Source organism: Jannaschia sp. GRR-S6-38 (genome assembly GCF_029853695.1).
Taxonomy (GTDB): Bacteria; Pseudomonadota; Alphaproteobacteria; order Rhodobacterales; family Rhodobacteraceae; genus Jannaschia; species Jannaschia ovalis.
Genome location: NZ_CP122537.1, coordinates 311,540 through 335,465, shown reverse-complemented (window position 1 = coordinate 335,465; position 23,926 = coordinate 311,540). Strand labels below are relative to the sequence as shown.

Below are 23,926 nucleotides of genomic sequence, written 5' to 3'. Positions count from 1 at the left end.
CCGCCCCGCGACGGCATGTCCGTCGAGGAGCGGCTGGCCGCGGAGGCGCTGATCGTCGACGTGGACGGGTTCGAGGGGCCGCTGGACCTGCTGCTGACGCTCGCCCGGACGCAGAAAGTCGACCTGCGGCGCGTCTCGGTGCTGGGGCTGGCGCGGCAATACCTGGCCTTCGTCGAGACGGCCCGCGCGCTGCGGATCGAGCTGGCGGCCGATTACCTCGTGATGGCGGCCTGGCTCGCCTTCCTGAAATCCCGCCTGCTCCTGCCGCCGGACCCCGAGGAGGAGGGACCCTCCGCCGAGGAGCTGGCCGCGCATCTGGCCTTCCAGCTCGAGCGGCTGGAGGCGATGCGGAAGGCCGCCGCCCGGCTGATGGCGCGCGACCAGCTCGGCCGCGACGTCTTCGCCCGCGGCGCGCCCCAGCAGGTCGAGCGCGCGCGCAAGGTCACCTACACCGCGACGCTGCTGGACCTGATGCAAGGCTACGCTCGGCTGCGCACCCGCGACGATTTCCGGCCATTCGTGATGGATCGCGACGGCGTCTGGACGATGGAGGAGGCGCTGGCCCGCATGCGCCCGCTGCTCGGCCACGCGATGGCCTGGACCGACCTGATGAGCTTCCTGCCCGATGGCTGGTCCGCCGATCCCGCGCGCCGCCGCTCGGCCACCGCCTCGACCTTCGCGGCGACGCTGGAGCTGGCCAAGGACGGCCGCGTCGAGATCGCGCAGGAGGCGATGTTCGGACCGATCCGCCTGCGGGGCCGCGCATGAACGAGCAATCCGAGACCCTGTTCGAGGCGCCGCCGCTGGGCGAGCAGGAGCGCATGGTCGAGGCGATTCTGTTTGCCTCCGCCGAGCCGGTGACCGTGGGCGAGCTGCATGCCCGCCTGCCGCATGGCTGCGACGCGCCCGCCGCGCTGGACCTGCTGCGCAAGCGCTATGACGGGCGCGGGGTGCGCGTGGTGAAGGTGGGCGACGCCTGGGCGATCCGAACCGCGCCGGACCTCGCGTTCCTGATGACGCGCGAGACGGTCAAGACCCGCAGGCTCAGTCGCGCCGCGGTCGAGACGCTGGCGATCGTGGCCTATCACCAGCCCGTCACCCGCGCCGAGATCGAGGAGATCCGCGGCGTCTCCGTCTCGAAGGGCACGGTCGAGCAGCTCATGGAGCTGGACTGGATCAAGCTGGGCAAGCGGCGCGACACGCCGGGGCGGCCCGTGACCTTCGTCGTGACGCGCGCCTTTCTCGACCATTTCGGACTGGAGAGCCCGCGCGACCTGCCGGGTCTGAAGGAGCTCCGCGCCGCGGGCCTTCTGGAAAGCGCGCCGCCGCCGGGCAGCGAGCCGGAGGACGAGGCCGAGGACCAGGAAGAATTGTTCACGCCCTCGCCGGCCGAGGAAGATTGAATTCACCCCGCCGCGCATCCATCTGACGGGGCGCGGAAAAGGAGGTCCGAAATGCTCAGAATGATCCTGCGCCTGTTAGTGATGCGCGGCGCCGCCAAGCTGGTCGGCGGCAAGGCCGTCCGCAACGCACGCCAAGTCGAGCGCGTGGCCCGGATGGCGCGCCGAATGCGCCGCTAGCCCGCCCGGCTCACGCGGCCCGCGGCCTTGTCGCGAGCGAACTCCGCGGCGCGGTCGAGCGAGGCGCAGGCCTCGGGCCACCACGGCGCCCAGAGCTGTCCCATATGCGGCAGGCCCGGCGTCTCTTGCAGGTGCACCTCAGCCCCCGCCTCGAGACCCATCCGGTAAAGCAGGACGCTGTCGAGACGCAGCACCTCGGGCAGCCCCACCTCGATCCAGGTCGGCGGCAGCAGCGAGAGATCGTCCCGCAGAAGCGAGACATGGCGGTGCTGGGCGGGCATGTCGCCGAAGCACATCGCCGCGAGCCGCCTGTCGCCCGCATCGTCGACCATCGGGTCGAGCCCCTCCATCAGTGACCGGTCGTCGTTCAGCCCGGTGCGGTCGGTGTTGGGCGAGAACAGAAGGAGCGCGGGTGCCGGACGGCCCCGCCGGGCCAGCTCCAAGGCCGTCACCAGCGCCAGATGCCCACCGGCCGAGTCGCCGGCCAGCACGGGCACCGGTCCGTCGCCCACGGCCGCGAGCGCATCCTCCAGCGGCGCGGGCCAGCGATGTTCCGGCGCCAGCCGGTAGCGCGGCAGATGGACGGTCAGACCATGCGCGGCGGCGAGGTGGATGGCCGGGCGGAGATGCGTTTCGGGCGCGCCGAAGACGTAGCCGCCGCCGTGAAACCAGATGATATCGGGCGCAATGTCGGAGGCCAGGCGCGGCATCGGCTGCACCGTCAGGCCCCCGGCCGCGCGCAGGAGGCCGACACCGGCGGGTAGGGGGTCGGGTCGGTCGCCCAGGATCAGCCGGGCGAACGCCTCGCGCATCCGCCCGGGCGTGTCCCCCAGCGGATGCGCGTTGATCCTGCGGATGATGTCCGCGCGTTCGACCCGGCCCTCGAACGGCATCGGCTCAGATATTGATCGCTTGAACGGCGCCCCCATCGACGCGCCAGTTCGAGCCGTTCACGAAGCTCGCCCGGTCCGAGCAGAGGCAGGCGATCACGAAGGCCACTTCCTCGGGGCGGCCGCGGCGCTTGAGCACCAGGTGCGGCCGCTCCTCCTCGAGGAAGCTCTCGACCGCCTCGTCGAAGCTCTCGCCCCTCTCCTCGGAGCGCTTCTCCATCATGCCGTCGGTCATGTCGGTCTTGATGAAGGCCGGCGCCACGCAATTGATGAGCGTGCCCTTCTGGGCATAGACTTGGCTCATGCCCTTGGCGAAGGACAGCAGCGCCGATTTCGAGGAGTTGTAGACGACCTCGTCCGGGTAGGGCTGCGCCACGTTCTCGGAGGTGATGAACACCACGCGGCCCCAGCCGCGATCGTTCATGCCGGGGATGAACGCCTTCGACATCCGCACCGCGGTCATGAAATCGGTGTTCCAGGCATGCATCCAGTCATCTTCGGAGATGTCGGCCAGCGGATCGCCCTTGGCGCCAGTCACGCCGGCCGCGTGGACCAGGATATCGGCCTGCCAGCCCGCATCGGACACGGCCTTCGCAACCTTGTCGGCGCCGTCCTGCGACGTTAGGTCCGCCACCACGGTGACGACGCCATCGCCGAGCTTGGCAGCGGCCTCGGACAGTTCGCCGTCGTCGATATCGGTCAACACGAGGTTGCAGCCGTCGCCCTGCAGGATCTTCGCCGTCTCCAGCGCCATGTCGCCCGCGGCGCCCGAGATGACGGCCGTGCGGCCCTTGATGTTCAGATCCATTGCCTTGCTCCTTGCCTGACCGCCCCGTTTCGCGTGCCGAATGTCGCGCGGTCGCGGCGTGGCTTACACGGCGCGGGGCGCGATCGTTGGTGGTCGGATATCAGGGCCGGTCGTGTCGTTCACTGCCCCAATTCGCGGGGCCGCGCGAAGGTTCCCTCGCTCAGCGCACGCGGCCGATATGCAGGCCCGCGCGGCGAAGCTCCTCGGTCGCCATCCGCCCGAGCCACAGGATGACCCCGCCGAAGAGGATCAGCCCCGCGCTGGCGATGGCCAGCGTCTCGGGCGCGGCGCGCGCGGCGGCGAGCCCGCCCAGCTCGCCGATCCAGACCATGCCCAGCGTGCCCGGCGCGAGGCCCAGAAGCGTTGCCCAGACATAGGGCCAGAAGCCGACGCTGGTCAGGCCCAGCAGCCAGTTCTGCAGGGTGAAGGGCAGGATCGGCGTCAGCCGCAGAAGCGTGACGAAGACGAAGGGCCGCTGCGCCAACGCGCGATCGGCGGCATTGACCCGCGGCCCGCCGAGGCGCCGGCGGACCGGCCCGTGCAGCCAGATCCGTCCGATCCAGTAGGGCGGCACCGCCCCGAGGATGCTGCCCAGCATCGACAGCGGAAAGCCCCACCAGCCGAACACGAGCCCGCCCACGACCGACATCGCCGCCGCCGGCAGCGGCAGGATCACCACCAGCACGTAGATCGCAACGAAGGCCAGCCAGGCCGGCGCACCCTGCGCTTCCACCCAGAGCCGCAGCTCGGGCACCGCGTCGCGCCAGGGCAGCAGCCACAGGCCGATGCCCAGCGCGACCAGCAGTATGGGCCAGAGCCAGACCTGCCAGGCCGGGATGGGTTTGGGTTGGGGATATGTCATCTGCGCGCCAAGTAGGGCGGGGCGGGGCGACGTCGCAAGCGCGAAGCGTCGCGCGGCGTCAATCCGCCCCCGCGCCGATCCAAGCGAGGAGGGCGTCCGCCCGCGGCGGCAGCCGCTCGGCCGCGCCCTCGGTGAAGGCTTCCAGCGCGTCGCGGTTCATCGGGTTCACGCCGACCAGCACGTCGGCCCCGGCCTCGAGCGCCGCGGCGATGACCGGGCGGAAGCCGCGGCCCGCCGCCTCCTGCTTTCCGAACTTGTTGACGATCAGAAGCTCCGCGCCCTCCGACAGCCGCGCCTCGGCGGCGGCGACGGCCGCTTCCAGCGCCGCGGCGTCCAGGCGGCAGCCGCGCGCGGCGGGGCCCAGCGACTGGCTGATCCGGATGACGGGGCCGTCGGGCAGGACGATGGCATCCATGTCGCAGCGCTCGGTCTCGGGGCGGTCGTGATTGACCTGCACGATCCCGGCCAGGCGCCGGCCGCGCGCGATCGCGGCCAGCGCCACCTCGTGCAGCAGCGGGTCCAGCTCGCGCGAGCCGTCGGTCATCGTATAGGCCAGTCGCATGGCTCTGGCTCCCACGGGGCCGGACCGCGCGCAAGGCCGGGCGCGGAGGCTTGACCGCGCGGCAACCCCGCGTCACGGCTGGGCCCATGTCCGATGTCTTTCCCCGGATCGAACCCCTGGGCGAGGCGGCCCTGCTGGTCCGCTTCACCGACCGGCTGGACGATGCCGCGAACCGGGCCTGCGTGGCCTTCCGCGCCGATCTCGAGGCCGACCGCCCCGAAGGCGTCGAGGAAACGGCCTCCTCGCTCGGTTCGGTCCTGGTGCGCGGCGTCTCGCCGGGGTTGGAGGGCGCGTTGCAGGACCGGCTGGCCGCGCGCGACTGGTCCGCCGTGCCGCCGCCGCCGCGCAGGCTCTGGGCGATTCCCTGCTCCTATGGCGGCGAGGACGGGCCGCAGCTGGCCGAGGCGGCGTCGATGGCCGGCATGGACCCGGCGGAGGCCATCGCCGCGCTGGCTTCGGCGCGCGTCCGCGTGCTCGCGCTGGGGTTCGCGCCGGGGATGCCCTATCTCGGCATCCTGCCCGAGGCCTGGGACCTGCCGCGCCAGACCGGTCTGACGCCCCGGGTGCCCGAGGGCGCGCTGGTCGTCGCGGTGCGCCAGCTGGTGCTTTTCGCGACCTCCGCTCCGACGGGGTGGCGGCAGGTCGGCCTGACGCGCTTCGGCTGCTTCCGGCCGGGCCGGTCCCGCCCCATCGCGCTGTCGCCGGGCGACGAGATCGCCTTTCCCGCCGTCTCCCCGGCCGAGCTGCGCGAGCGGGCCGAAGCCGATCCCGACGGCCATGGCGGCGCGACTTGGGAGCGGCTGGAATGATCGAACTGCTCGCCTGCGGCCCGCTCGTCACCGTGCAGGATGCGGGGCGGCCCGGATATCTCAGCCAGGGCCTCGCGCAGGGCGGCGCGGCCGACCGCATGGCGCTGGCCGAGGCCGAACGGCTCCTGGGCGAGGCGGGCGCGGGGATTGAGACGCCGGGCGCGCCGCTGCGGCTGAAGCTTGACGCGCCGATGCGCCTGGCCCTGACCGGGGCGCCGATGCGGGCCAGCGTCGCGGGGCGGGCGCTGGAATGGAACACGGCGCAGACCCTGCCAGACGGCGCGGTTCTCGACCTCAAGCCCGCGGGGCGAGGCGTCTATTCCTACCTCCATGTTCAGGGCGGCCTGCGGACCGAGGCGGTGCTGGGCAGCCGGGCCGCGCATCTGATCGCAGGGATCGGCCGCCCGCTCGAAGCCGGCGACAGGCTGCCCTGCGAGGCCTCCGAAGGCCCCGCGCTGCGTATCGTGCCGCAGGACCGCTTCGGCGGCGGCGAGATCCGCCTGCTGCCCACGCCGCAGACGCGCCTCTTCCCGGAGGCCGAGCGCGCGCGCTTCGCCGCGACGGCTTTCACGCGCGACCCCCGCGGCAACCGGCAGGGCGTGCGGCTCGACATGGACGGGGGCGGCTTCGCCACGGAGGGGCAGCTCAGCCTCCTGTCGGATTTCATCCTGCCCGGCGACATCCAGATGACCGGGGACGGCGTGCCCTACATCCTGGGGCCCGAATGCCAGACCACGGGCGGCTATCCCCGGATCGGCACGGTGATCGGCGCCGACCTGCCGCGGGCGCTGCAGGCCCCGCCGGGCGCGACGCTGCGCTTCCGCTTCGTGACCGCCGAGGAGGCACGCGCCGCCGCGACGCCGCCGGCCAAGCCCCAGCCGCTCGTCCGCGACCCGCGCGAGGTCGATCTCTACGGCGCGCAGCTCATCGGCGGGGTCGTTTCGGCGCGCGCGCCTTGACCTGCCGTCACATGGCCGAGGATATCTCGGTCATCGGGGCGTCGGCTCCCGGCTGCGCGGGGGAGGATTTGTCATGAGGGTCGATCTGAACGCCGATATGGGCGAGGGCTTCGGCGACTGGACGATGGGCGACGACGCGGCGCTGCTGGAGGTCGTGACCTCCGCCAATGTCGCCTGCGGCGCGCATGCGGGCGACTGGGACGTGATGGCGCGCACCATGCGGCTGGCGGCCGCGTGCGGCGTCGGCATCGGTGCCCATCCGGGCTTCGCGGATCTGCAGGGCTTCGGCCGCCGCCGGATCCCGATGGCCCCGGACACCGTGGCAAACCTTGTGGCGTGGCAGTTCGGCGCCGCGCGGGCCATCGCCGCCACGGTCGGCGCGGGTGTTCGCCATTTCAAACTGCACGGCGCGCTGGCCAACATGGCCTCGGAGGATGCGGAGTTGGCGCGCGCGGCCTACGGCGCGGCGCTGAAGGTCGATCCGGACGTCATCCTGCTCTGCCTCGCCGGCACGGCGCAGGAGGTCGCGGCCCGCGATCTGGGCGCGGCCTGGGCGGGCGAGATCTTCGCCGATCGGGGCTACAACGACGACGCGACGCTGGTCACGCGCGGCCAGCCCGGCGCGATGATCCACGACCCCGAGGCGGCCGCGACCCGCATGGTGCGCTTCGTGCAGGCGGGCGCTATCATCGCCAATTCGGGCCGCGAGATCCGGGCGGCCTGCGACTCGATCTGCCTGCATGGCGACGGGCCCGAGGCCGTGGCCATCGCCCGCGCGGTGCGCGCCGCGCTCGAGGCCGAGGGCGTGACGCTCGCGCCGATGGCGGGGCGGCGCGGCTGAGGGCGGCCGGGGGCTGATGCCCCCTTGGACCCCCGGGGGCTCCGCCCCGCGCCCTTCGGTCGCCACCCGGAGTGTTTCCGGACCCGTGATGAAGACCGGTCAGCGCAGGCGGGGCGGCGCGTCGGGGTCGCGCAGCTGCACGGCGCTTTCCGGCGCGGGCAGGTCGATGCGCAGCCCGTGCCGCGCCAGCGTCGCCGCGAGCGGCTGGCTCGCGCGCAGGAAGGTCACGTCGAGGCTCCCGGCCTCGAGCCCCGAGAAGATCAGCGCCTCGGAGACCGCGCGCGCCAGGTCGGCCTCGGCGCCCGGGACGGCATCGACGATGCCCAGCACATGGCTGCGGACGCCGTCCTCGTAGGTCACGCCCGCGAGATAGGCTGTCCGCGCCAGCCCCGCCGTCAGCCGCAGCTTGCCGTCGAGCGCGGTCAGCAGGTCGTCGGGCAGGGCGCCCGGCGGGGCGATCTCGCGGATGCGGCGCTCCTCCTCGGCGGGGGCGGTCGACAGCGTCTCGACCAGCCAGGCGACCGCCTCGGGCGGCAGAAGCTGGGCCGAGGGCGCGTCTTCGAGATTGAGGCCCAGCCCGAGGGTCTCGCCGGCCAGCAGGCCGGCCAGCCGCCGCCCCGAGAGCGTCGCCGTCGGGGCGGCCCCGGCGAAGGCCTCCAGCCGCTCAGGCAGGTCGAAGGCCAGCGCGTAGCGTGCGCCGTCGACGTCGAAGAGCCGGGGCGTCACCGTCTCGCCCGCGGCGTCGTCCAGCAGCAGATGCAGCTCGGCCTCGGCCAGCCGCTCGAAGAAGCGCAGCCGGTCGGTATCGGCGCCGGTCGCCTCGGCATGGGCATGGGCCTCGTCCAGCGGGGTCATGGGGTCGATCCTTTCAGGGCGTCCCGGATCGCTTCGCGGAGCGCGGGCAGCGTCTCCGCCTCGAACCAGGGATGTTTCTTCAGCCAGGCGGTGTTGCGCCAGGAGGGATGGGGCAGGCACCAGATGCGGGGGGCGAGCGCGCGCCAGTCGCGCACCCGGTCGGTGACGCGGCCCTTCCCGAGATGCCAGTCTTGCGCATAGCCGCCGATCAGCAGCGTAACCGGCGGCTCGCCCGCGTGATCGAGCGCGGCGCGGCGCCAGGTCCGGGCGCAGATCCGCGGCGGCGGGATGTCGCCGCCGGCGGCATCGTAGCCCGGAAAGCAGAACCCCATGGGCACGATGGCCACGTTGCGGCGGTCCCAGAACGTCGCCGCGTCCACGCCCATCCAGTCGCGCAGCCGCACGCCGGAGGGATCGTCGAAGGGCTTGCCCGAGAGATGCGCGCGCATGCCGGGCGCCTGGCTCGCCACGAGGATTCGGGCGCCGCGGTCGAACCAGACGACCGGCTGGGGGTCATGCGCGGTCTTCGTCGCCGCGAAGCGGTCGGCGCAGATGCGGCAGGCGCTGATCTGCGCGGGGACGGGGGGCGCGGCCGGAGCTGTCATGGGCGGTCAGGTAAGGCGCTTGGCGGGGGAAGCCAAGGCGACCCGGTTGCATCCCGCGCGTGCCGCTGGCAGGCGTGCCGGACGCCGCGGCAGGGCCGTTCACGACCGCGTGAGATTTCGCCCGGCTTTCCCGTTGACACAGCCGCCGTCCTTGCCTAGCTAGCCGTCCGTTGGCACTCTCCCCGGGTGAGTGACAACAGGAGGAAACACACGAGCTGAAAGGCTACGCATATGGCTTTCAAACCGCTGCATGACCGCGTTCTGGTCCGCCGCGTCGAATCCGACGAGAAGACCAAGGGCGGTCTGATCATCCCCGACACCGCCAAGGAAAAGCCCGCCGAGGGCGAGATCGTCTCCGTGGGCGAGGGCGCCCGCAAGGACTCCGGCGAGCTGATCGCTCCCGCCGTCAAGGCCGGCGACAAGGTTCTGTTCGGCAAGTGGTCCGGCACCGAAGTCACGCTGGACGGCGAAGAGCTGCTCATCATGAAGGAGAGCGACATCCTCGGGATCATCGGCTGAACGTCGAACCTGAAGATCGTCCCCCATCACACGCAAATCTAGGAGAAAATCATGGCCGCCAAGGACGTGAAATTCGACACCGAAGCCCGCAACAAGATCTTGAAGGGCGTCAACACCCTGGCCAACGCCGTCAAGGTCACGCTGGGCCCCAAGGGCCGCAACGTGGTCCTCGACAAGTCGTTCGGCTCGCCGCGTATCACCAAGGACGGCGTCTCCGTCGCCAAGGAGATCGAGCTCGAGGACAAGTTCGAGAACATGGGCGCGCAGATGGTGAAGGAAGTCGCTTCCCGCACCAATGACGAGGCCGGCGACGGCACCACCACCGCCACGGTGCTGGCCCAGTCGATCGTCAAAGAGGGCATGAAGGCGGTCGCCGCCGGCATGAACCCGATGGACCTCAAGCGGGGCATCGACATGGCCACCGCCAAGGTCGTCGAGCAGATCCGCGCCATGGCCCGCGACGTGACCGATAGCGACGAGGTCGCGCAGGTCGGTACCATCTCGGCCAACGGCGAGTCCGAGATCGGCCGCCAGATCGCCGACGCGATGCAGAAGGTCGGCAACGAGGGCGTCATCACCGTCGAGGAGAACAAGGGCCTCGAGACCGAGACCGACGTCGTCGAGGGCATGCAGTTCGATCGCGGCTACCTGTCGCCCTACTTCGTGACCAACCCCGACAAGATGACCACCGAGCTGGAAGACGCGATCATCCTGCTGCACGAGAAGAAGCTCTCGTCGCTGCAGCCGATGGTTCCGCTGCTCGAGCAGGTGATCCAGTCGCAGAAGCCGCTGCTGATCATCGCCGAGGACGTGGAAGGCGAGGCCCTGGCCACGCTGGTCGTCAACAAGCTGCGCGGTGGCCTCAAGATCGCCGCCGTCAAGGCGCCGGGCTTCGGTGACCGCCGCAAGGCCATGCTGCAGGACATCGCGATCCTGACCGGTGGCCAGGTGATCTCGGAAGATCTCGGCATGAAGCTCGAGAACGTGACCATGGACATGCTGGGCTCGGCCAAGCGCGTCTCGATCACGAAGGACGAGACCACCATCGTGGACGGTGCCGGCGAGAAGGCCGAGATCGAGGCCCGTGTCAGCCAGATCCGTCAGCAGATCGAGGAGACCACCTCGGATTACGACCGCGAGAAGCTGCAGGAGCGGGTTGCCAAGCTGGCCGGCGGTGTCGCCGTCATCCGCGTCGGCGGCATGACCGAGACCGAGGTGAAGGAGCGCAAGGACCGCGTCGATGACGCGCTGAACGCCACCCGCGCCGCGGTTCAGGAAGGTGTCGTCGTCGGCGGCGGTGTTGCCCTGGTGCAGGCCGGCAAGACGCTGGAAGGCCTGACCGGCGTGAACTCGGATCAGAACGCCGGTATCGCCATCGTGCGCCGCGCGCTCGAGGCGCCGCTGCGCCAGATCGCCGAGAACGCGGGTGTCGACGGGGCTGTCGTGGCCGGCAAGGTCCGCGAGAGCAACGACAACACCTTCGGCTTCAACGCCCAGACCGAGGAATACGGCGACCTGTTCAAGTTCGGCGTGATCGACCCCGCGAAGGTCGTCCGCACCGCGCTGGAAGATGCGTCGTCGATCGCCGGTCTGCTGATCACCACCGAGGCGATGGTCGCCGACAAGCCCGAGAAGCCGGGCGCCAACGCCGGTGGCGGCATGCCCGACATGGGCGGCATGGGCGGCATGATGTAATCCGCCCATCGACCGAGATCGCCGGGTTCGCCCGGCGCGAAGGGGTCCCTCGCGGGGCCCCTTCTTCGTTTGTGGGGTATCAGCGCGCGGGCGGCTTCAGGGCGCGCCGTTCGAGCGCGGTCGCGGCGTCGAGGGCGGGCGACCCCGGCGGCATCCTGCGCCGCGGCGCGCGCGGGCGCGGCGCGCGGCCCCACAGCCGCGCGGCCAGACGCGAGAGGAGGCCGGGGGCCGGACGAATGGATCGGGCAATCGTGGACATGGCGTGGCCTTTCCGGACTGGGGGATCGATGCCCCCAGCCTGGCGCGGCCCGGTGGCCGCCGGCCAGTTCAGGACCGGAAGCGCGCTCGCTACAGCATCTGAACTGGCCGGTCCCGCAAACCGCCTGCTAGGCTGGCGGTCGAAGGGACGATGCCCATGCCGAATTCCCCCTACGGCCTGATCTGTCCGATCGTGAAGGCGTGCGAGATGCTCGAGCCGCGCTGGACCATCCCGATCCTGGTGGAGTTGTGGTCCGGCTCGACCCGCTTCAACGACATCCGCCGCGGGGTCGGAAACGTCTCGCCCGCGCTTCTGTCGAAGCGGCTGAAGGAGCTGGAGGCCCACGGCCTCGTCGAGCGGGTCGCGGATCCCGGCGCCGGCACGGTGGACTATCTCCGCACGGCCAAGGCGGTCGGGCTGGAGCCGGCGCTCGACTCGCTGGCGGTCTGGGCGCAACACCATATCGAGGCCGAGACGGCGCTGGCCGACATGGATCTTCCCGCGCTGATGTGGACGCTGCGGCGTTACGTGCTGACCGAACACCTGCCGCGTCGCCGCACGGTTATCCGGTTCCGCTTCGACGATCCCGGGCTGGAATACGACACCTACTGGGTGCTCGCCAATCCGGGCCAGACCGTCGAAATCTGCACGGCCGTCCCCGGCTACGATATCGACCTTTATGTCGAGACGGATATCCGCACCCTCTCGGCGCTGATGACGGGGCGCGCCACCGTCGCGGACCGCATCGCCGCCGGCACGCTGTTTCTCAGCGGCGATCCGCGGCTGGCGCGCGGCATGGACCGCTGGCTGAAGACCGTCTGCTATGCCCAGGGCGGAGGCAGCTTGCCGCTCCGCAACGCTTCCTCGGAAACATCACCGGCCTGATCCCTCGCCAGCCTTGTCCGACCTGAACGGCTCGGATAGGTGGACCGACAATCGAGCGAGGGACAACGCATGTACCGGGTCTGGAATTTCCTGACGAATTATTCGCTGCTGCTTATTCTCGGCGCGCTGATCGCGCTGATCTGGGCGAATACGGACAATCACTCGTACCACCTGCTCGTGGAATATCCGCTTTGGTTCAACGACCTGATCGGGGTCGATCTGCACCATTGGGAAGTGATGATGGGCGAGGATGCCGAAGCGTTCGGCCATGCCGAGACCGCCAAGGTCATGACGGCGCATTACCTCGTCAACGATATCCTCATGGCCTTCTTCTTCGCCATCGCGGGCAAGGAAGTCTGGGAGGCGGTGATACTCGAAAACGGCAGCCTGCGCGGCAAGAAGGCGGCGACGCCGCTCTTCGCCACGGCGGGCGGCATGTTCGGACCCGTCGCGGTCTATCTGGGGCTCGCCTGGCTGCTCGGGCCCGCGAAATTCGCCACCGTGGCCAATGGCTGGGCCATCCCGACCGCCACCGACATCGCCTTCAGCTACCTGATCGGCCGTATCGTCTTCGGAGCGGGGCACCCGGCGGTGCGCTTCCTGCTGCTGCTGGCCATCGCCGATGACGCGGTCGGCCTGATCATCCTCGCCATCTTCTATCCCTCGGGCGAGCTGGCGCCGGTCTGGCTGCTTCTGTCGGTCGCGGCTTCCGTGGGAGTGTTCGTCCTCTTCAACTGGCTGCCGCGCAAGATGGACCGGGGCAACCAGCTGCGCCCGACCTCGACCTGGGTGCGCCAGAAGCTGTCCTTCTGGCCCTATGCCGTCGCGGGCGCGCTGTCGTGGTTCGGCTTCGCGCAATCGGGCCTGCACCCGGCGCTGGGCCTTCTGCCGATCGTGCCGACGCTGCCCCATGCCGACCGCGCCTTCGGTATCTTCGCCGAGGCCGAGCAATACCTCACCGACCTGCTCAACCATACCGAGCACCTGCTCAAGCACCCGGTCGAGGTGATCCTGTTTTTCTTCGGCCTGATGAATGCCGGCGTCGCCTTCTCCGCCATCTCCGAACCGACATGGCTGGTGTTGGCCGGTCTGCTGATCGGCAAGCCGCTGGGCGTGCTGGTCTTCGGCTATATCGGGGCGCACACGCTCAAGCTGGGCCTGCCCAAGGGCATGCGGACGGTGGATCTGTTCGTGATCGGCTGCGTCGCCGCGATCGGCTTCACGGTCTCGCTCTTCGTGGCCTCGGTCGCCTTCGATCCGGGCCCGGTGCAGGATGCCGCCAAGATGGGCGCGCTCCTCAGCTTCGCCGCCGCCGCGATCAGCATCGCAGCGGGTCGCCTGACCGGCGTACGAAAGCAGCCCGGCTGAGCGCGCGATGCGGCCGGCGCCCTCCTTTCGAGCGGGCGATTTGCCGCAATTCCGCCCGAATGCCTGCGCCGCGGGGGCACTTTCGCGCCCGTGGCTTCACATTGTAGACCGAATGCGCGGCTATCACGGGTCCGGGCCCTTCCGTTCCGGAGCGGCCGCGAAGTGAACGAGTCGGGAACCGGATGATCGAGTTCGACAATGTGTCCAAGTCCTTCTGGACCGGCCAGCAGCGCAAGGTGATCCTGGATCGCGCGTCGTTCCGGGTCGAGATGGGCCGCTCGCTCGGCATCCTCGCGCCCAACGGCACGGGCAAGACCACGATCATGAACATGATGGCCGGGCTCGAGAAGCCGGACGAGGGCGAGGTGCGCCGCGGCGCGCGGGTGTCCTTTCCGCTGGGTTTCATGGGCGGCGTCGTCATGAAGAACACCGCGACCGAGAACTCGCGCTACATCGCTCGGCTCTACGGGCTGGACCCCGATTATGTCGAAGCCTTCTGCCGCTACATCTGCGGGCTGGAGGAATATTTCGACATGCCCATCGCCACCTACAGCCAGGGCATGCGCGCCCGGTTCAGCTTCGCGCTGCTGCTGGCGCTGGAATTCGACATCTACCTCATCGACGAGGGCATGCCATCGACGACGGATGCGGAGTTCAACCGCAAGGCCGGATCGATCCTGCGCGACCGCCTGAAGGAGGCGACCGTCGTCATCGTCAGCCATCAGCCCAAGACGCTGGAGGCCTTCGCCCGCCAGGCGGCCGTGCTGCGCGACGGCCGGCTGCACATGTTCGACAGCCTCGACGAGGCCCGGAGGCTCTATGAATACGACGCCTAAGGCCCGCAAATTCCGGATCGAGCCGGATGCCGGCTTCAACCGCCCCGGCGTGACGGTGCCCGAAGGCGGGCTGCCCACCCGCCAGTCGGGCGAGATCGCGGCGCCGGCCAACGACGCCACCCCGGCGGCCCCCGGCCCGCAGCCCACCGGGCGCCAGCTGCGCATGGCGCGGCGCATCGCCCAGAAGCACGGCATCAAGGTCGCCTCCGACAAGGAAGCCGTCGCGGCGCTGCGCGCGCGCGGCATCGACCCGTTCGAGCGGGCCAACATGCTGCAGCTCGTCCCCGGCGAAGCCGCGAAGGATGCGCAGGTTCCGGCGACCCAGCGCGCCGCGCCGCTGCCGGTCAATCCGTTGGCAGGGCCGCTTTCCGGCGAGGAGCGGGCGGGCGAGATCATCAAGATCCAGCGCGACATCGCGCGCCGCCGCCGCCGGCGCTTGGCGCTGCTGGGAACGCGGCTGGGCTTCTTCGTGGCGCTCCCGACCTTCCTCGCGGGCTTCTACTATTACCAGATCGCTACGCCCATGTACGCGACGAAGTCCGAATTCGTCATCCAGCAGGCCGACGCCGCCTCGGCGGGGGCGTCCGGTCTGGGCGGGCTCTTCTCGGGGACGGGGCTGGCGACGCAGCAGGACAGCATCGCGGTGCAATCCTACCTGCTGTCGCGCGACGCGATGCAGCGGCTGGACGACGATCTGGGCTACAAGGATCACTTCGCCCAGCCCGAGATCGATGCGTTGCAGCGGCTCGACCCCGACACCACGCGCGAGGAGGCCTACAAGCTCTACCAGCGCATGGTCGAGATCGGCTACGACCCGACCGAGGGCGTACTGAAGATGGAAGTCGTCGCCGCCGATCCCGAGATTTCGGCCCAGTTCAGCCGCGCGCTGATCGGCTATGCCGAGGAGCAGGTCGACAATCTGACCGCGCGGCTGCGCTCCGACCAGATGGCCGGCGCAATGGAAAGCTTCGAGTCCGCCGAGGCGCGGATGCTGGAGGCGCAGACCCGCGTCGTCGATCTGCAGGAACAGCTCGGCGTCGTCTCGGCCGAGGCCGAGGTCTCGAACAGCTACAGCCAGATCGGCGCGGTCGAGACCGAGCTCCGGGCCGAGCGTCTGCGCCTCGACCAGCTTCGAGCCAACGCGCGGCCCAACGAGACCCGCGTCCGCGTCGCCGAGATGAATATCGACCGGCTGCAATCCGAACTCGACGACCTGCGCTCGAACTTGACCGAAAGCGCCACGAACCAGTCCAGCCTGGCGCGGGTCACGGCCGAGCTGGCCGTCGCGCAGCAGGACCTGACGACGCGGCAGCTCTTGTTGCAGCAGGCCGCCCAGCAGCTCGAGATCAGCCGGATCGAGGCCAACCGGCAGGTCCGCTATCTCTCGACCCCGGTGCCGCCGATCCCGCCGGATCAGCCGACCTACCCGCGGTCCTTCGAGAACACGGTGCTGGCCTTCCTGATCTTCTCGGGCCTTTACCTGATGGTGTCGCTGACGGCCGCGATCCTGCGCGAGCAGGTCAGCAGCTAGACAGCCGGTCGGACCGTTGCCACGGGGTCGCGTGGGCCCATCCAAGGCGGCCCAATACGCCCCGTTAACGGTTCGTTAACTATTATGAATGCTTCTTGGGGCATGGTTTCAATTGCGCCCCTCACGCCGCTTAGCAGGTCGGACAGCTCGTTGGCGGGCCTGCCGCACCTGTCGGGCGAGCAGCTTCGCGCCGCGCGCTGCCTAGCCGGTCTCACGGTGCGCGAGCTGGCCCATCTGAGCGGTCTGGCCCCCGTGATCATCAAGGGCTTCGAAGCCACCTCCGGCCGTTTGCACGACCGCAGCGGCGCGCTGGCCGCGCTGCGCGACGCGCTCGAAGGCGAGGGCATCCTCTTCATCCACGAATCCGACCGCACCGGCGTCGCGATGCGCCGCGCCTGACGCGCGCGACCGCCCCCCTTCGTCTTTGCATCCGCCCCCGGCCCCGCTAGCTGTAGGGGACGTCCAGGGAGGATCCGATGAAGCCGCACGCCACCGTCACGCCCAACACTTGGGAATTCCTTCGCGACCCGATGATCGCGCCCACGGGCTTTCGCGAATACGATGCCCGCTGGAAATACCCCGAGGAGATCAACCTGCCGGGCGTCACCGCGCTGGGCCTGGGCCTGGGGACCCAGATGCAGATGCGTGGGATCGAGCCGCGGATCGCGGTCGGCAACGATTACCGGGACTATTCGCTGGCCATCAAGCACGCCCTGATCCTGGGCCTGACGCAGGCCGGCATCCACGTGCAGGATATCGGCCCCGCGGTCAGCCCGATGGCCTATTTCGCGCAGTTCCACCTCGATGCGCCGGCCGTCGCGATGGTCACCGCCAGCCACAATCCGAACGGCTGGACCGGCGTGAAGATGGGCTTCGAGCGCCCGCTGACCCATGGCCCCGACGAGATGTCGGAGCTGCGTGACATCGTCCTCGAAGGCCGCGGCGCGGCGCGCGACGGGGGCAAGTGGGAATTCGTCGACGGCGTCAAGGAGGCATATCTCGACGACCTGGTCGGCGACTTCCGGATGAGCCGCAAGCTCAAGGTTGTCTGCGCCACGGGCAACGGCTCGGCCTCGGCCTTCGCGCCCGAGGTGCTGGAGCGGATCGGCGTCGAGGTCGTGCCCAGCCACAACCGGCTGGACTACACCTTCCCGAACTACAATCCGAACCCCGAAGACATGAAGATGCTGCACGACATGGCCGACAGCGTGCGCGCCTCCGGCGCCGATCTGGCGCTGGGCTTCGACGGCGACGGCGATCGCTGCGGCGTGGTCGATGACGAGGGCGAGGAGATCTTCGCCGATATCGTCGGCGTCATCATGGCCCGCGACCTGTCCAAGATCCACAAGGGCGCGACCTTCGTGGCGGACGTGAAGTCGACCGGCCTCTTCGCCTCGGACCCGGTGCTGCAGGCCAATGGCGCCAAGGCCGATTACTGGAAGACGGGCCACAGCCACATGAAGCGCCGCGTCCACGAGATCGGCGCGCTGGCGGGGTTCGAGAAGTCGGGCCACTACTTCCTGGCCGAGCCGATCGGCCGCGGCTACGACGACGGCCAGCGCGTGGCGGTCGAGATCTGCAAGCTGCTGGACCGCAACCCCGACAAGAAGATGAGCGATCTGCGCAAGGACCTGCCAAAGGTCTACAACACGCCGACCCTGTCGCCGCACTGCCCCGATACCGAGAAATACGACACGCTGGAGCGCATCGTGGAGCGTCTCGTGCCGATGAAGGGGCAGGGGACGCTGGGCGGCCAGAAGATCGTCGACGTCGTCACCGTCAACGGCGCCCGGGTGATGCTGGAAAACGGCGGCTGGGGTCTCGTGCGCGCCTCGTCGAACACGCCGAACCTCGTGGTGGTCTGCGAAAGCCCGACGTCGAAGGACGAACTCCGCGCGATCTTCGAGGATCTCGACGCCGTCATCCGGAAGGAGCCCAACGTCGGCGACTACGACCAGACCTTCTGAGGTGATCCGCGCCGTCTTCATCCTGCTGGCGCTCGCGCTGGCCGGCCCGGCGGCCGCGCAGGATGCGCCGGCGCAGCCCTCGGGCACGATCTCGACCGAGCAGGACGGGCGCGGCGACGTCGCCATCGAGGCGCGGATCGAGGGGATCATCGCCGAGCTCGACGGCTACTCAGGGGTGGGCGTCGAAGTGCGCGAGGGGATCGTGACCTTCACCGGCGAGGTCGTGGATGGCGCCGACATCCCGCGGCTCGACGAACTGGCCGCCCGCGTCGACGGCGTGGTCGCCATCGAGAACGAGGTCGTCCAGTCCACCGATGTGGGCCAGCGCCTCGATCCCGTCGTGGACCGCTTCCAGTCGCGCGCCGCGCAGGCGGTCAACTACCTGCCGCTCGTCGCCGTCGCGCTGGTCGCGGGGCTCGCGGTCATCGTGCTGGGATTCGCGCTCGCCCGCTGGGACGCGCCCTGGCGGCGCCTCGCGCCCAATGCCTTCATCGCCGAGATCTACCGCACCATCCTGCGCCTCGTCTTCGTGCTGGCAGGCATCGTCGTGGCGCTCGACATCATCGGGGCGACCGCCGTCCTGACCGGCCTTCTTGGCGCGGCCGGGATCGTCGGCCTGGCCGTGGGCTTCGCGGTGCGCGACACGGTCGAGAACTTCATCGCCTCGGTCATGCTGTCGCTCCGCCAGCCGTTCCGGCCCAATGATTTCGTGGATATCGAGGGCAATCTCGGCTCGGTGATCCGGCTGACCAGCCGCGCCACGATCCTGCTGGACCCGGACGGCAACCATGTCCGCCTGTCCAATGCTTTCGTCTTCAAGGCCAAGATCATCAACTACACCCGCAACGCCGAGCGCCGCTTCGGCTTCTCGCTCGGGATCGATCCGAATGACGACCTCGCCGCGGCCAAGCGCATCGGGCTGCAGACGCTGGCGGAGCTCGATTTCGTCCTGGCCGATCCGCCCCCGCAGGTCTGGGTCAAGGAGGCCGGGGACAGCACGATCACCATGGAGTTCTACGGCTGGGTCGACCAGACGCGTACCGATTTCATGGTTGCCCGCGGCGAGGCGCTGCGCCTGGTCATGGCGGCGCTGACCCGCGCCGATATCGGCCTGCCCGAGCCGACTTACCGGCTGAACCTCGTGGGCGGCGGGCTGCCGGTGATCGACCTGCCCGACGGCAAGACCCGCGCCACCGGGATCGAGGTCGCCGAGGCGGCGCCGCCCGAGCCCGACACCTCGCATCCCGCCCCCGCCGAAGTCGCGCCGGCCCGCATCATCGAGCGGATGGTCGACAGCGAACGCCGCGCGAAGGGCGACGACGACCTGCTCTCGGACGCCGCGCCGGAGGAATAGGGCGCGCACGCCTCGCGCCGGCCGGCCCGGTCCTTAGCCCGTCAGCCGCGGATCGAACGGGTAGCGCGTCAGGTTCTCGACCCCGTCCTCGGTGATCAGCACCTGATCCTCCAGCTTGATCGAGAAATCGCCGCCCTCGGGCGAGACGAGAGCCTCCACGCAGAGCGTCATGCCGGGCTCCAGCACGTAGGCGTCGAAGGCACCAGGTACGTGGTGGTCGGGATAGACGATCAAGGGCCACTCGTCGCACAGACCCACGCCGTGGATCAGGCAGCCGTATTTCTGGCGCTGGAATTCGGGCCTCAGGACGTGGGCGCCGAAGGTCAGGTCGCGCAGCGACACGCCGGGGCGCAGCATCGCCGCGTTCTCGCGGATATGGTCCAGCGCGTGGCGCATGGCGTCGATCATGTCGGGCCGGGCGGGGCCGTCGCCCAGCCACCAGGTCCGGCTAAGATCGGCGCAGATGCCGTAGGGCCCGATCAGGTCGGTGTCGAAGGCGAGGATCTCGCCCTCCGACACCTCGCGCGGCCCGCATTCCTGGAACCACGGGTTGGTCCGGGGCCCCGAGGTCAGCAGGCGCGTCTCGATCCATTCGCCGCCGCGGCGGATATTTGCGGCGTGCAGCACGGCCCAGATATCGGCCTCGGTCACGCTCCCGCGCGGCACCGCGTCGCGCGCGAAATCCTCCATCTCGGCCATGGCGGCCTCGCAGGCATGGATCGCGCAGCGCATCGCGGCGATCTCGTCGGGGCCCTTCACGGCGCGCGCCTTCTCGGTCGCTTCCTCGCCGGGCATCACCTCCAGGCCCGCGGCCTCCAGCGCGCGCAAGGCGTGGATCATCGGCTTGTCGCAGCCGATCCGCCGGCTGCCGCCATGCGCGGCCAGCAGCGCCGCGACCTCGCCCGCGAAGGCCCGCGCCGCGTCCGCCAACCCGTCGCCGCGGTCGAAATAGAACAGGTCCGCGCCGGTCCGGACCTCGGCCACAAGGGGCAGATGCTCGGTCAGGAACATGGCCGGGCGATAGTCCCAGATGACCATGTACCCGTCGGCGCAAACCAGTACCGCGCGGAACGGGTTATGCGCGTTCCAGAGCTGCATGTTGGTCGAGTCGGTCGCGTAGCGGATATTGAGCGGATCGAAGAGCAGCAGCCCCCCATAGTCGCGCGCCGCGATGGCGTCCCGCAGCCGGTCCAGCCGGTAGGCCCGCATCCGCGCCAAGTCGGGCAGGGCCAGCCCCGCCGCGCGCCATTCCGCGAAGGCGAGCGGCGTCGGCCCGATCTCGACGCGGTCGGCCAGGTTGGTCGTGCCGTCGCCCAGCAACGCGCCTTGCGTCGGGTCGATCTTGCGCGGATGGGCGCCATGGTCCTTCATGCCCGAAGCCTCGCGCATCATCCCACGGATGGTCGCGCTCGAAACCGACGCGGGACCCGTCGCATTGCAGATCACGCAGGACCATCTGCCCCACACGCCCTGGGCCGATCCGGCGCTCGCGCGGATGCCGGGCATGCGCCCGGTGGAGGGGTCGTGGATCGTGGTCGACGAGGCCTATGCCGCGCAGATGGCCGAGCGGGCGCGGCTGATGCGCGACCGGCGCGGCGCGGTCGAGGCGATCCTGCCGGCAGCCGAGGCGGCGCTCGACGAATTGAAGGCCCTGGCACTCGACGCCTTGCCCGACGGCTTCGGTCGCGAGAGCGGCGCGATCCGCACCCCAGACGGCCGCCGCGTCGATCCCTCCGGCGCGCCCTTCGACGTGCTGGGTGCACTTTTGCAGGAGGATCTGCTGATCCTCGAAAGGCGCGGCGACGAGCATGTGCTGACCGCCGGGCTCCTCTGCTTCCCCGCCCATTGGACGCTGGCCGAGAAGATCGGCCGTCCGCTGCGCCGGATCCACCGCCCCGTCCCCGAATACGATGACGGCATCGCCCTGCGCGTGCAGCGCCTGTTCGATCGCGTACCGCCCGGACGGGCGATGTGGCGCGCGAACGTGCTGGCGCATTCCGAAGCCGTGCTGCACCGCCCGAAGCCCGAGGACACCCCGCGCGAGGGGCGCGAGACGGCGCGCTTCGTCCGTTCCGAGCGCCAGACGGTCCTGCGCCTTCCGAGCAGCGGTGCCGTTCTCTTCGCCATCCATACCTGGATCGTGCCGCTGGAGAAGCTGACGCCCGATCAGCGCGTCGGCTGCCCGCTGCTCTGACGCCGGTCAGGGCGCGGCGAAATGCTTCGACAGCTTCAGGCCCTGGCCCTGGTAATTCGACGCGATCCCCTGGCCGTAGAGCTGGGCCGGTGTCTCCGACATCGCCTCGTAGACCAGCCGTCCGACGATCTGGCCGTCCTCCAGCACGAAGGGCGCCTCGTGGCAGCGCACCTCCAGCACGCCGCGGGCGGGCGTGCCATGGCCGAAGCCCGGGTCGAAGAAGCCCGCGTAATGCACGCGGAACTCGCCCACCATGGCCAGATAGGGGGCCATCTCGGCGGCATGGGTGGGCGGGATCGTCACCGCCTCGCGGCTAACGAGGATGTAGAACGCGCCGGGGTCGAGGATGATGCGTCGCTCGGTGGTGCGGATCGCCTCCCAGAACTCGGCGGGCGGATACTGGCCCAACCGGTCGAGATCGATCACCCCGGTATGCGGCTTGGCGCGCCAGCCGACCAGATCGTCCGGGCCGGGCGACAGGTCGACCGAGAAGCCCAAGCCGTCGTCGATCACCGGCGTGCCGTCGACCAGCGGAGTCTCGGCATGCAGCGCGGCGAGCGCGGCATCGTCCAGCACCGCTTCGCCCGCGCGGAAGCGGATCTGGTTGAGCCGCATGCCAGGCCGCACGAGGACTGAGAAGCTGCGCGGGCAGATCTCGGCATAGAGCGGTCCGGCATAGCCCTCGGGGATGCGGTCGAACTCGCTGCCGCCATCGGTCACGGTGCGCGTCAGCAGGTCCAGCCGGCCGGTCGAGGACTTGGCGTTGGCCACCGCCGAGAGACCCGGGGGCAGGGCGAGCGCTTCCTGCAGCGGCACGAGATAGACCGCGCCCTTCTCGAGCACGGCCCCCGCGCGCAGGTCGATGCGGTGCATCTCGAATTCGGGCAGGCGGTCCGACAGGCTGCGGCCTGCGCCCGGCAGGAAGGAGGCGCGGACGCGGTAGGCGATCTCGCCCAGCCGCAGGTCCAGCGAGGCGGGCTGCACCTGGTCCTTCGCCAGCGGCGGGGTCGCGATCGCGCCGGCGGCGATCAGCGTTTCGATCTGCTGGCTGGCGAGGACGCCGGGTGGGAATTGCATCGCGGGGCCCTTCAAACGCGAAACGCCCCGCCCCGACAGGGGAGAGGCGTTGCGGAAATGGTCGGGCTAGCAGGACTCGAACCTGCGACCTTCCGTCCCCCAGACGGACGCGCTACCAGGCTGCGCCATAGCCCGACTGGCGCCCTACATACGGGCTTTCCTCCGGGGCGCAAGCCGGAAAACGGGGCGCGGGGACGGGGCGTCATCCGCGCTCCAGCTCCTCCGCGATCTCCTCGATCAGGCCGCGCAGCTTGCGCGTGAAGCGGCGTAGGCGGCGCTGCTCGGCAGGGTCCACGCCCCGCGCGGCCCGCGCCAATCGCAGCGCGGCGAGGCTCGCGGGCAGGGCGGCGTGCTCGAAGGGCGGAAGCTCCAGCGAGGGCGGCTCGGCGGGCGCGTCCCGCGACGGCGGATCGACGGGCTGGCCGCGCGCGTTCTCCGGCTCGACGGGCAGTTCCGAGGGCGTCGCCGGGGGCGTCAGGTCCGACGGTGCGCGAGGCGCGGGCGCGTCGGTCGGCGGGCCCGGGCTGACCGGCTCGCTCGGGGCCTCCGGCGTGAGCGCGACATCGGGCATCTCCCGGTCGGGCAGCAGGGGCTCCGGCGGGCCGTCCGCAGGCTGCGGCGCGGGGTCGTCCACGACCGGCGCCGGCGCCTCGCGCGGGGTCTGGGGCGTGTCGGGCTGCGCGGCATCCGACGCGTCGGCGGGCGCCGCGTCGCCGCGCTTGCGCCGCTCGAAGGGCAGCACACGCGCGCCGTCATCCTCGCCGTTGCGGATCACCCGGCGGGTGCGCTGCGCGGGCTGGCCGGGCGTCTCCAACTCGGGCGAGAAGGCCATGACGGGCTCGACCCCGTCATCGTCGATCTTCTGCCCCACGGCGCGGATCGTCATGCCCTGGTCGTGCAGCATCACCTTGATGCCGCCCAGCAGGCGCATGTCCTCGGGCCGGTAATAGCGCCGCCCGCCGGGCCCCTTGACCGGCGCGATCTGGGGGAATTTCGACTCCCAGAAGCGCAGGACATGGGTCGGCACGACCAACCAATCCGCCACCTCGCGGATTGTGCGGAACGCGCCGTCGGCCTTTTCGGGCGGCTTGGGCAAGATTTACCCCGTCGTCTCGAGCATGTTCCCCTTCGCGACGCGCTCCTTCATCAGGTGCGACGGCCGAAAGGTCAGCACGCGGCGCGGCGGGATGGGCGCTTCCTCGCCCGTCTTGGGATTGCGGCCGACGCGGGCCGACTTGTCGCGCGTCGAGAAGGTCCCGAAGCCCGAAATCTTCACCTGTTCCCCCGCGACCAGCGCGTCCGAGACATGCTGCAGCACCGACGCCACGAGGTTCGCGCTTTCGTTCCGGCTCAGCCCGACGTCGCGGAACACCGCCTCGCTTAGGTCCATCCGGGTCACTGTCTTGTTGGCCATGGTTTCTTCTCTCCCCCGTTTGCCATTCTCCCGCGGCAAGCTTGGGCAAGCCATGA

At 70.3% G+C, this 23,926-nt stretch carries 26 protein-coding genes and 1 tRNA gene; 16 read left to right on the top strand and 11 right to left on the bottom strand.

The genetic code is table 11. From position 1 onward, the window contains the following. The first annotated feature begins 15 nt into the window (after nucleotides 1–15). The 3 genes from P8627_RS01650 to P8627_RS01640 are packed head-to-tail and all read left to right on the top strand — an operon-like array spanning nucleotide 16 to nucleotide 1,580. A complete protein-coding gene (locus P8627_RS01650; protein WP_279967524.1) occupies nucleotides 16–768 on the top strand; it encodes a segregation and condensation protein A in 753 nt (250 codons plus the stop codon). Continuing rightward, a complete protein-coding gene (gene scpB / locus P8627_RS01645) occupies nucleotides 765–1,403 on the top strand; it encodes an SMC-Scp complex subunit ScpB (protein ID WP_279965747.1) in 639 nt (212 codons plus the stop codon). Before P8627_RS01650 ends, scpB begins: the two co-directional genes overlap by 4 nt. 51 nt (nucleotides 1,404–1,454) lie before the next feature. Next, nucleotides 1,455–1,580, top strand: a complete 126-nt coding sequence (locus P8627_RS01640) for a hypothetical protein (RefSeq protein WP_279965746.1) — start codon at nucleotides 1,455–1,457, stop codon at nucleotides 1,578–1,580. On the opposite strand, the gene P8627_RS01635 is transcribed toward P8627_RS01640, so the two are convergent. From P8627_RS01635 to P8627_RS01620, 4 genes are all read right to left on the bottom strand, one after another. Continuing rightward, nucleotides 1,577–2,473, bottom strand: coding sequence for an alpha/beta hydrolase (locus tag P8627_RS01635; RefSeq protein ID WP_279965744.1), 897 nt, complete (start codon nucleotides 2,471–2,473; stop codon nucleotides 1,577–1,579). The genes P8627_RS01640 and P8627_RS01635 overlap by 4 nt on opposite strands. Nucleotides 2,474–2,477: 4 nt before the next feature. Next, the gene (locus P8627_RS01630) at nucleotides 2,478–3,278 is read right to left on the bottom strand and encodes an SDR family NAD(P)-dependent oxidoreductase (protein ID WP_279965742.1); all 801 of its coding nucleotides are present in this window, start codon (nucleotides 3,276–3,278) and stop codon (nucleotides 2,478–2,480) included. Nucleotides 3,279–3,438: 160 nt separating this feature from the next. Further along, entirely contained in the window at nucleotides 3,439–4,140 is a 702-nt protein-coding gene (locus P8627_RS01625; RefSeq protein WP_279965741.1) for a TVP38/TMEM64 family protein, read from the bottom strand. A 58-nt stretch (nucleotides 4,141–4,198) separates the two neighbouring features. Further along, the gene (locus P8627_RS01620; protein WP_279965740.1) at nucleotides 4,199–4,702 is read right to left on the bottom strand and encodes a DUF2478 domain-containing protein; all 504 of its coding nucleotides are present in this window, start codon (nucleotides 4,700–4,702) and stop codon (nucleotides 4,199–4,201) included. 86 nt (nucleotides 4,703–4,788) lie between these two features. Between P8627_RS01620 and P8627_RS01615 the strand changes: the two genes are divergently transcribed. The 3 genes from P8627_RS01615 to P8627_RS01605 all read left to right on the top strand — a co-directional run bounded on the left by P8627_RS01615 (nucleotide 4,789) and on the right by P8627_RS01605 (nucleotide 7,311). After that, the gene (locus P8627_RS01615; RefSeq protein ID WP_279965739.1) at nucleotides 4,789–5,511 is read left to right on the top strand and encodes a 5-oxoprolinase subunit B family protein; all 723 of its coding nucleotides are present in this window, start codon (nucleotides 4,789–4,791) and stop codon (nucleotides 5,509–5,511) included. After that, a complete protein-coding gene (locus P8627_RS01610) occupies nucleotides 5,508–6,470 on the top strand; it encodes a 5-oxoprolinase subunit C family protein (protein ID WP_279965738.1) in 963 nt (320 codons plus the stop codon). The genes P8627_RS01615 and P8627_RS01610 overlap by 4 nt, the downstream gene beginning before the upstream one ends. A 73-nt stretch (nucleotides 6,471–6,543) precedes the next feature. Further along, nucleotides 6,544–7,311, top strand: coding sequence for a LamB/YcsF family protein (locus P8627_RS01605; protein ID WP_279965737.1), 768 nt, complete (start codon nucleotides 6,544–6,546; stop codon nucleotides 7,309–7,311). 99 nt (nucleotides 7,312–7,410) lie between these two features. On the opposite strand, the gene P8627_RS01600 is transcribed toward P8627_RS01605, so the two are convergent. Both P8627_RS01600 and P8627_RS01595 read right to left on the bottom strand, forming a co-directional pair. Further along, nucleotides 7,411–8,166: an SseB family protein gene (locus P8627_RS01600; protein ID WP_279965736.1), complete on the bottom strand. Its 756-nt coding sequence runs from the start codon at nucleotides 8,164–8,166 to the stop codon at nucleotides 7,411–7,413. Next, nucleotides 8,163–8,771 (bottom strand): uracil-DNA glycosylase family protein, encoded by a 609-nt coding sequence (locus tag P8627_RS01595; protein WP_279965735.1) that lies wholly within the window; start codon nucleotides 8,769–8,771, stop codon nucleotides 8,163–8,165. The genes P8627_RS01600 and P8627_RS01595 overlap by 4 nt, the downstream gene beginning before the upstream one ends. 231 nt (nucleotides 8,772–9,002) lie before the next feature. Between P8627_RS01595 and P8627_RS01590 the strand changes: the two genes are divergently transcribed. From P8627_RS01590 to P8627_RS01550, 9 genes are all read left to right on the top strand, one after another. Further along, nucleotides 9,003–9,290, top strand: a complete 288-nt coding sequence (locus P8627_RS01590; RefSeq protein WP_279965734.1) for a co-chaperone GroES — start codon at nucleotides 9,003–9,005, stop codon at nucleotides 9,288–9,290. 51 nt (nucleotides 9,291–9,341) lie between these two features. Further along, the gene (gene groL, locus P8627_RS01585) at nucleotides 9,342–10,985 is read left to right on the top strand and encodes a chaperonin GroEL (protein WP_279965733.1); all 1,644 of its coding nucleotides are present in this window, start codon (nucleotides 9,342–9,344) and stop codon (nucleotides 10,983–10,985) included. 415 nt (nucleotides 10,986–11,400) lie between these two features. Next, on the top strand, nucleotides 11,401–12,129 hold the full coding sequence (locus tag P8627_RS01580) for a winged helix-turn-helix transcriptional regulator (RefSeq protein ID WP_279965732.1): 729 nt from the start codon (nucleotides 11,401–11,403) through the stop codon (nucleotides 12,127–12,129). Nucleotides 12,130–12,198: 69 nt separating this feature from the next. Next, the gene (locus P8627_RS01575) at nucleotides 12,199–13,497 is read left to right on the top strand and encodes a Na+/H+ antiporter NhaA (RefSeq protein WP_279967523.1); all 1,299 of its coding nucleotides are present in this window, start codon (nucleotides 12,199–12,201) and stop codon (nucleotides 13,495–13,497) included. 182 nt (nucleotides 13,498–13,679) lie between these two features. Further along, the gene (locus P8627_RS01570; RefSeq protein ID WP_279965731.1) at nucleotides 13,680–14,333 is read left to right on the top strand and encodes an ABC transporter ATP-binding protein; all 654 of its coding nucleotides are present in this window, start codon (nucleotides 13,680–13,682) and stop codon (nucleotides 14,331–14,333) included. Further along, the gene (locus tag P8627_RS01565) at nucleotides 14,317–15,864 is read left to right on the top strand and encodes a capsule biosynthesis protein (protein ID WP_279965729.1); all 1,548 of its coding nucleotides are present in this window, start codon (nucleotides 14,317–14,319) and stop codon (nucleotides 15,862–15,864) included. The genes P8627_RS01570 and P8627_RS01565 overlap by 17 nt, the downstream gene beginning before the upstream one ends. 150 nt (nucleotides 15,865–16,014) lie before the next feature. Next, nucleotides 16,015–16,263, top strand: coding sequence for a helix-turn-helix domain-containing protein (locus tag P8627_RS01560; protein WP_279965728.1), 249 nt, complete (start codon nucleotides 16,015–16,017; stop codon nucleotides 16,261–16,263). 77 nt (nucleotides 16,264–16,340) lie between these two features. Further along, nucleotides 16,341–17,831 (top strand): phosphomannomutase/phosphoglucomutase, encoded by a 1,491-nt coding sequence (locus P8627_RS01555; protein WP_279965726.1) that lies wholly within the window; start codon nucleotides 16,341–16,343, stop codon nucleotides 17,829–17,831. Between the two features lies 1 nt (nucleotide 17,832). Next, on the top strand, nucleotides 17,833–19,185 hold the full coding sequence (locus P8627_RS01550; RefSeq protein ID WP_279965724.1) for a mechanosensitive ion channel domain-containing protein: 1,353 nt from the start codon (nucleotides 17,833–17,835) through the stop codon (nucleotides 19,183–19,185). Nucleotides 19,186–19,218: 33 nt separating this feature from the next. Here the strand turns inward: P8627_RS01550 and dddP are convergent, their stop codons facing one another. Next, nucleotides 19,219–20,556, bottom strand: a complete 1,338-nt coding sequence (gene dddP, locus P8627_RS01545) for a dimethylsulfonioproprionate lyase DddP (RefSeq protein ID WP_279965722.1) — start codon at nucleotides 20,554–20,556, stop codon at nucleotides 19,219–19,221. Nucleotides 20,557–20,584: 28 nt separating this feature from the next. On the opposite strand from dddP, the gene P8627_RS01540 reads away from it, so the two are divergent. Then, the gene (locus P8627_RS01540) at nucleotides 20,585–21,379 is read left to right on the top strand and encodes a heme-dependent oxidative N-demethylase family protein (RefSeq protein ID WP_279965721.1); all 795 of its coding nucleotides are present in this window, start codon (nucleotides 20,585–20,587) and stop codon (nucleotides 21,377–21,379) included. 6 nt (nucleotides 21,380–21,385) lie between these two features. On the opposite strand, the gene P8627_RS01535 is transcribed toward P8627_RS01540, so the two are convergent. The 4 genes from P8627_RS01535 to ihfA all read right to left on the bottom strand — a co-directional run bounded on the left by P8627_RS01535 (nucleotide 21,386) and on the right by ihfA (nucleotide 23,870). Beyond that, on the bottom strand, nucleotides 21,386–22,456 hold the full coding sequence (locus tag P8627_RS01535; protein WP_279965719.1) for a 2'-deoxycytidine 5'-triphosphate deaminase: 1,071 nt from the start codon (nucleotides 22,454–22,456) through the stop codon (nucleotides 21,386–21,388). Between the two features lie 58 nt (nucleotides 22,457–22,514). Continuing rightward, nucleotides 22,515–22,591: transfer RNA gene (locus tag P8627_RS01530), tRNA-Pro, on the bottom strand. A 67-nt stretch (nucleotides 22,592–22,658) separates the two neighbouring features. Beyond that, nucleotides 22,659–23,552, bottom strand: coding sequence for a MerR family transcriptional regulator (locus P8627_RS01525; RefSeq protein ID WP_279965718.1), 894 nt, complete (start codon nucleotides 23,550–23,552; stop codon nucleotides 22,659–22,661). A 3-nt stretch (nucleotides 23,553–23,555) separates the two neighbouring features. After that, nucleotides 23,556–23,870, bottom strand: a complete 315-nt coding sequence (gene ihfA / locus P8627_RS01520) for an integration host factor subunit alpha (protein ID WP_279965717.1) — start codon at nucleotides 23,868–23,870, stop codon at nucleotides 23,556–23,558. Nucleotides 23,871–23,926: the final 56 nt, after the last annotated feature.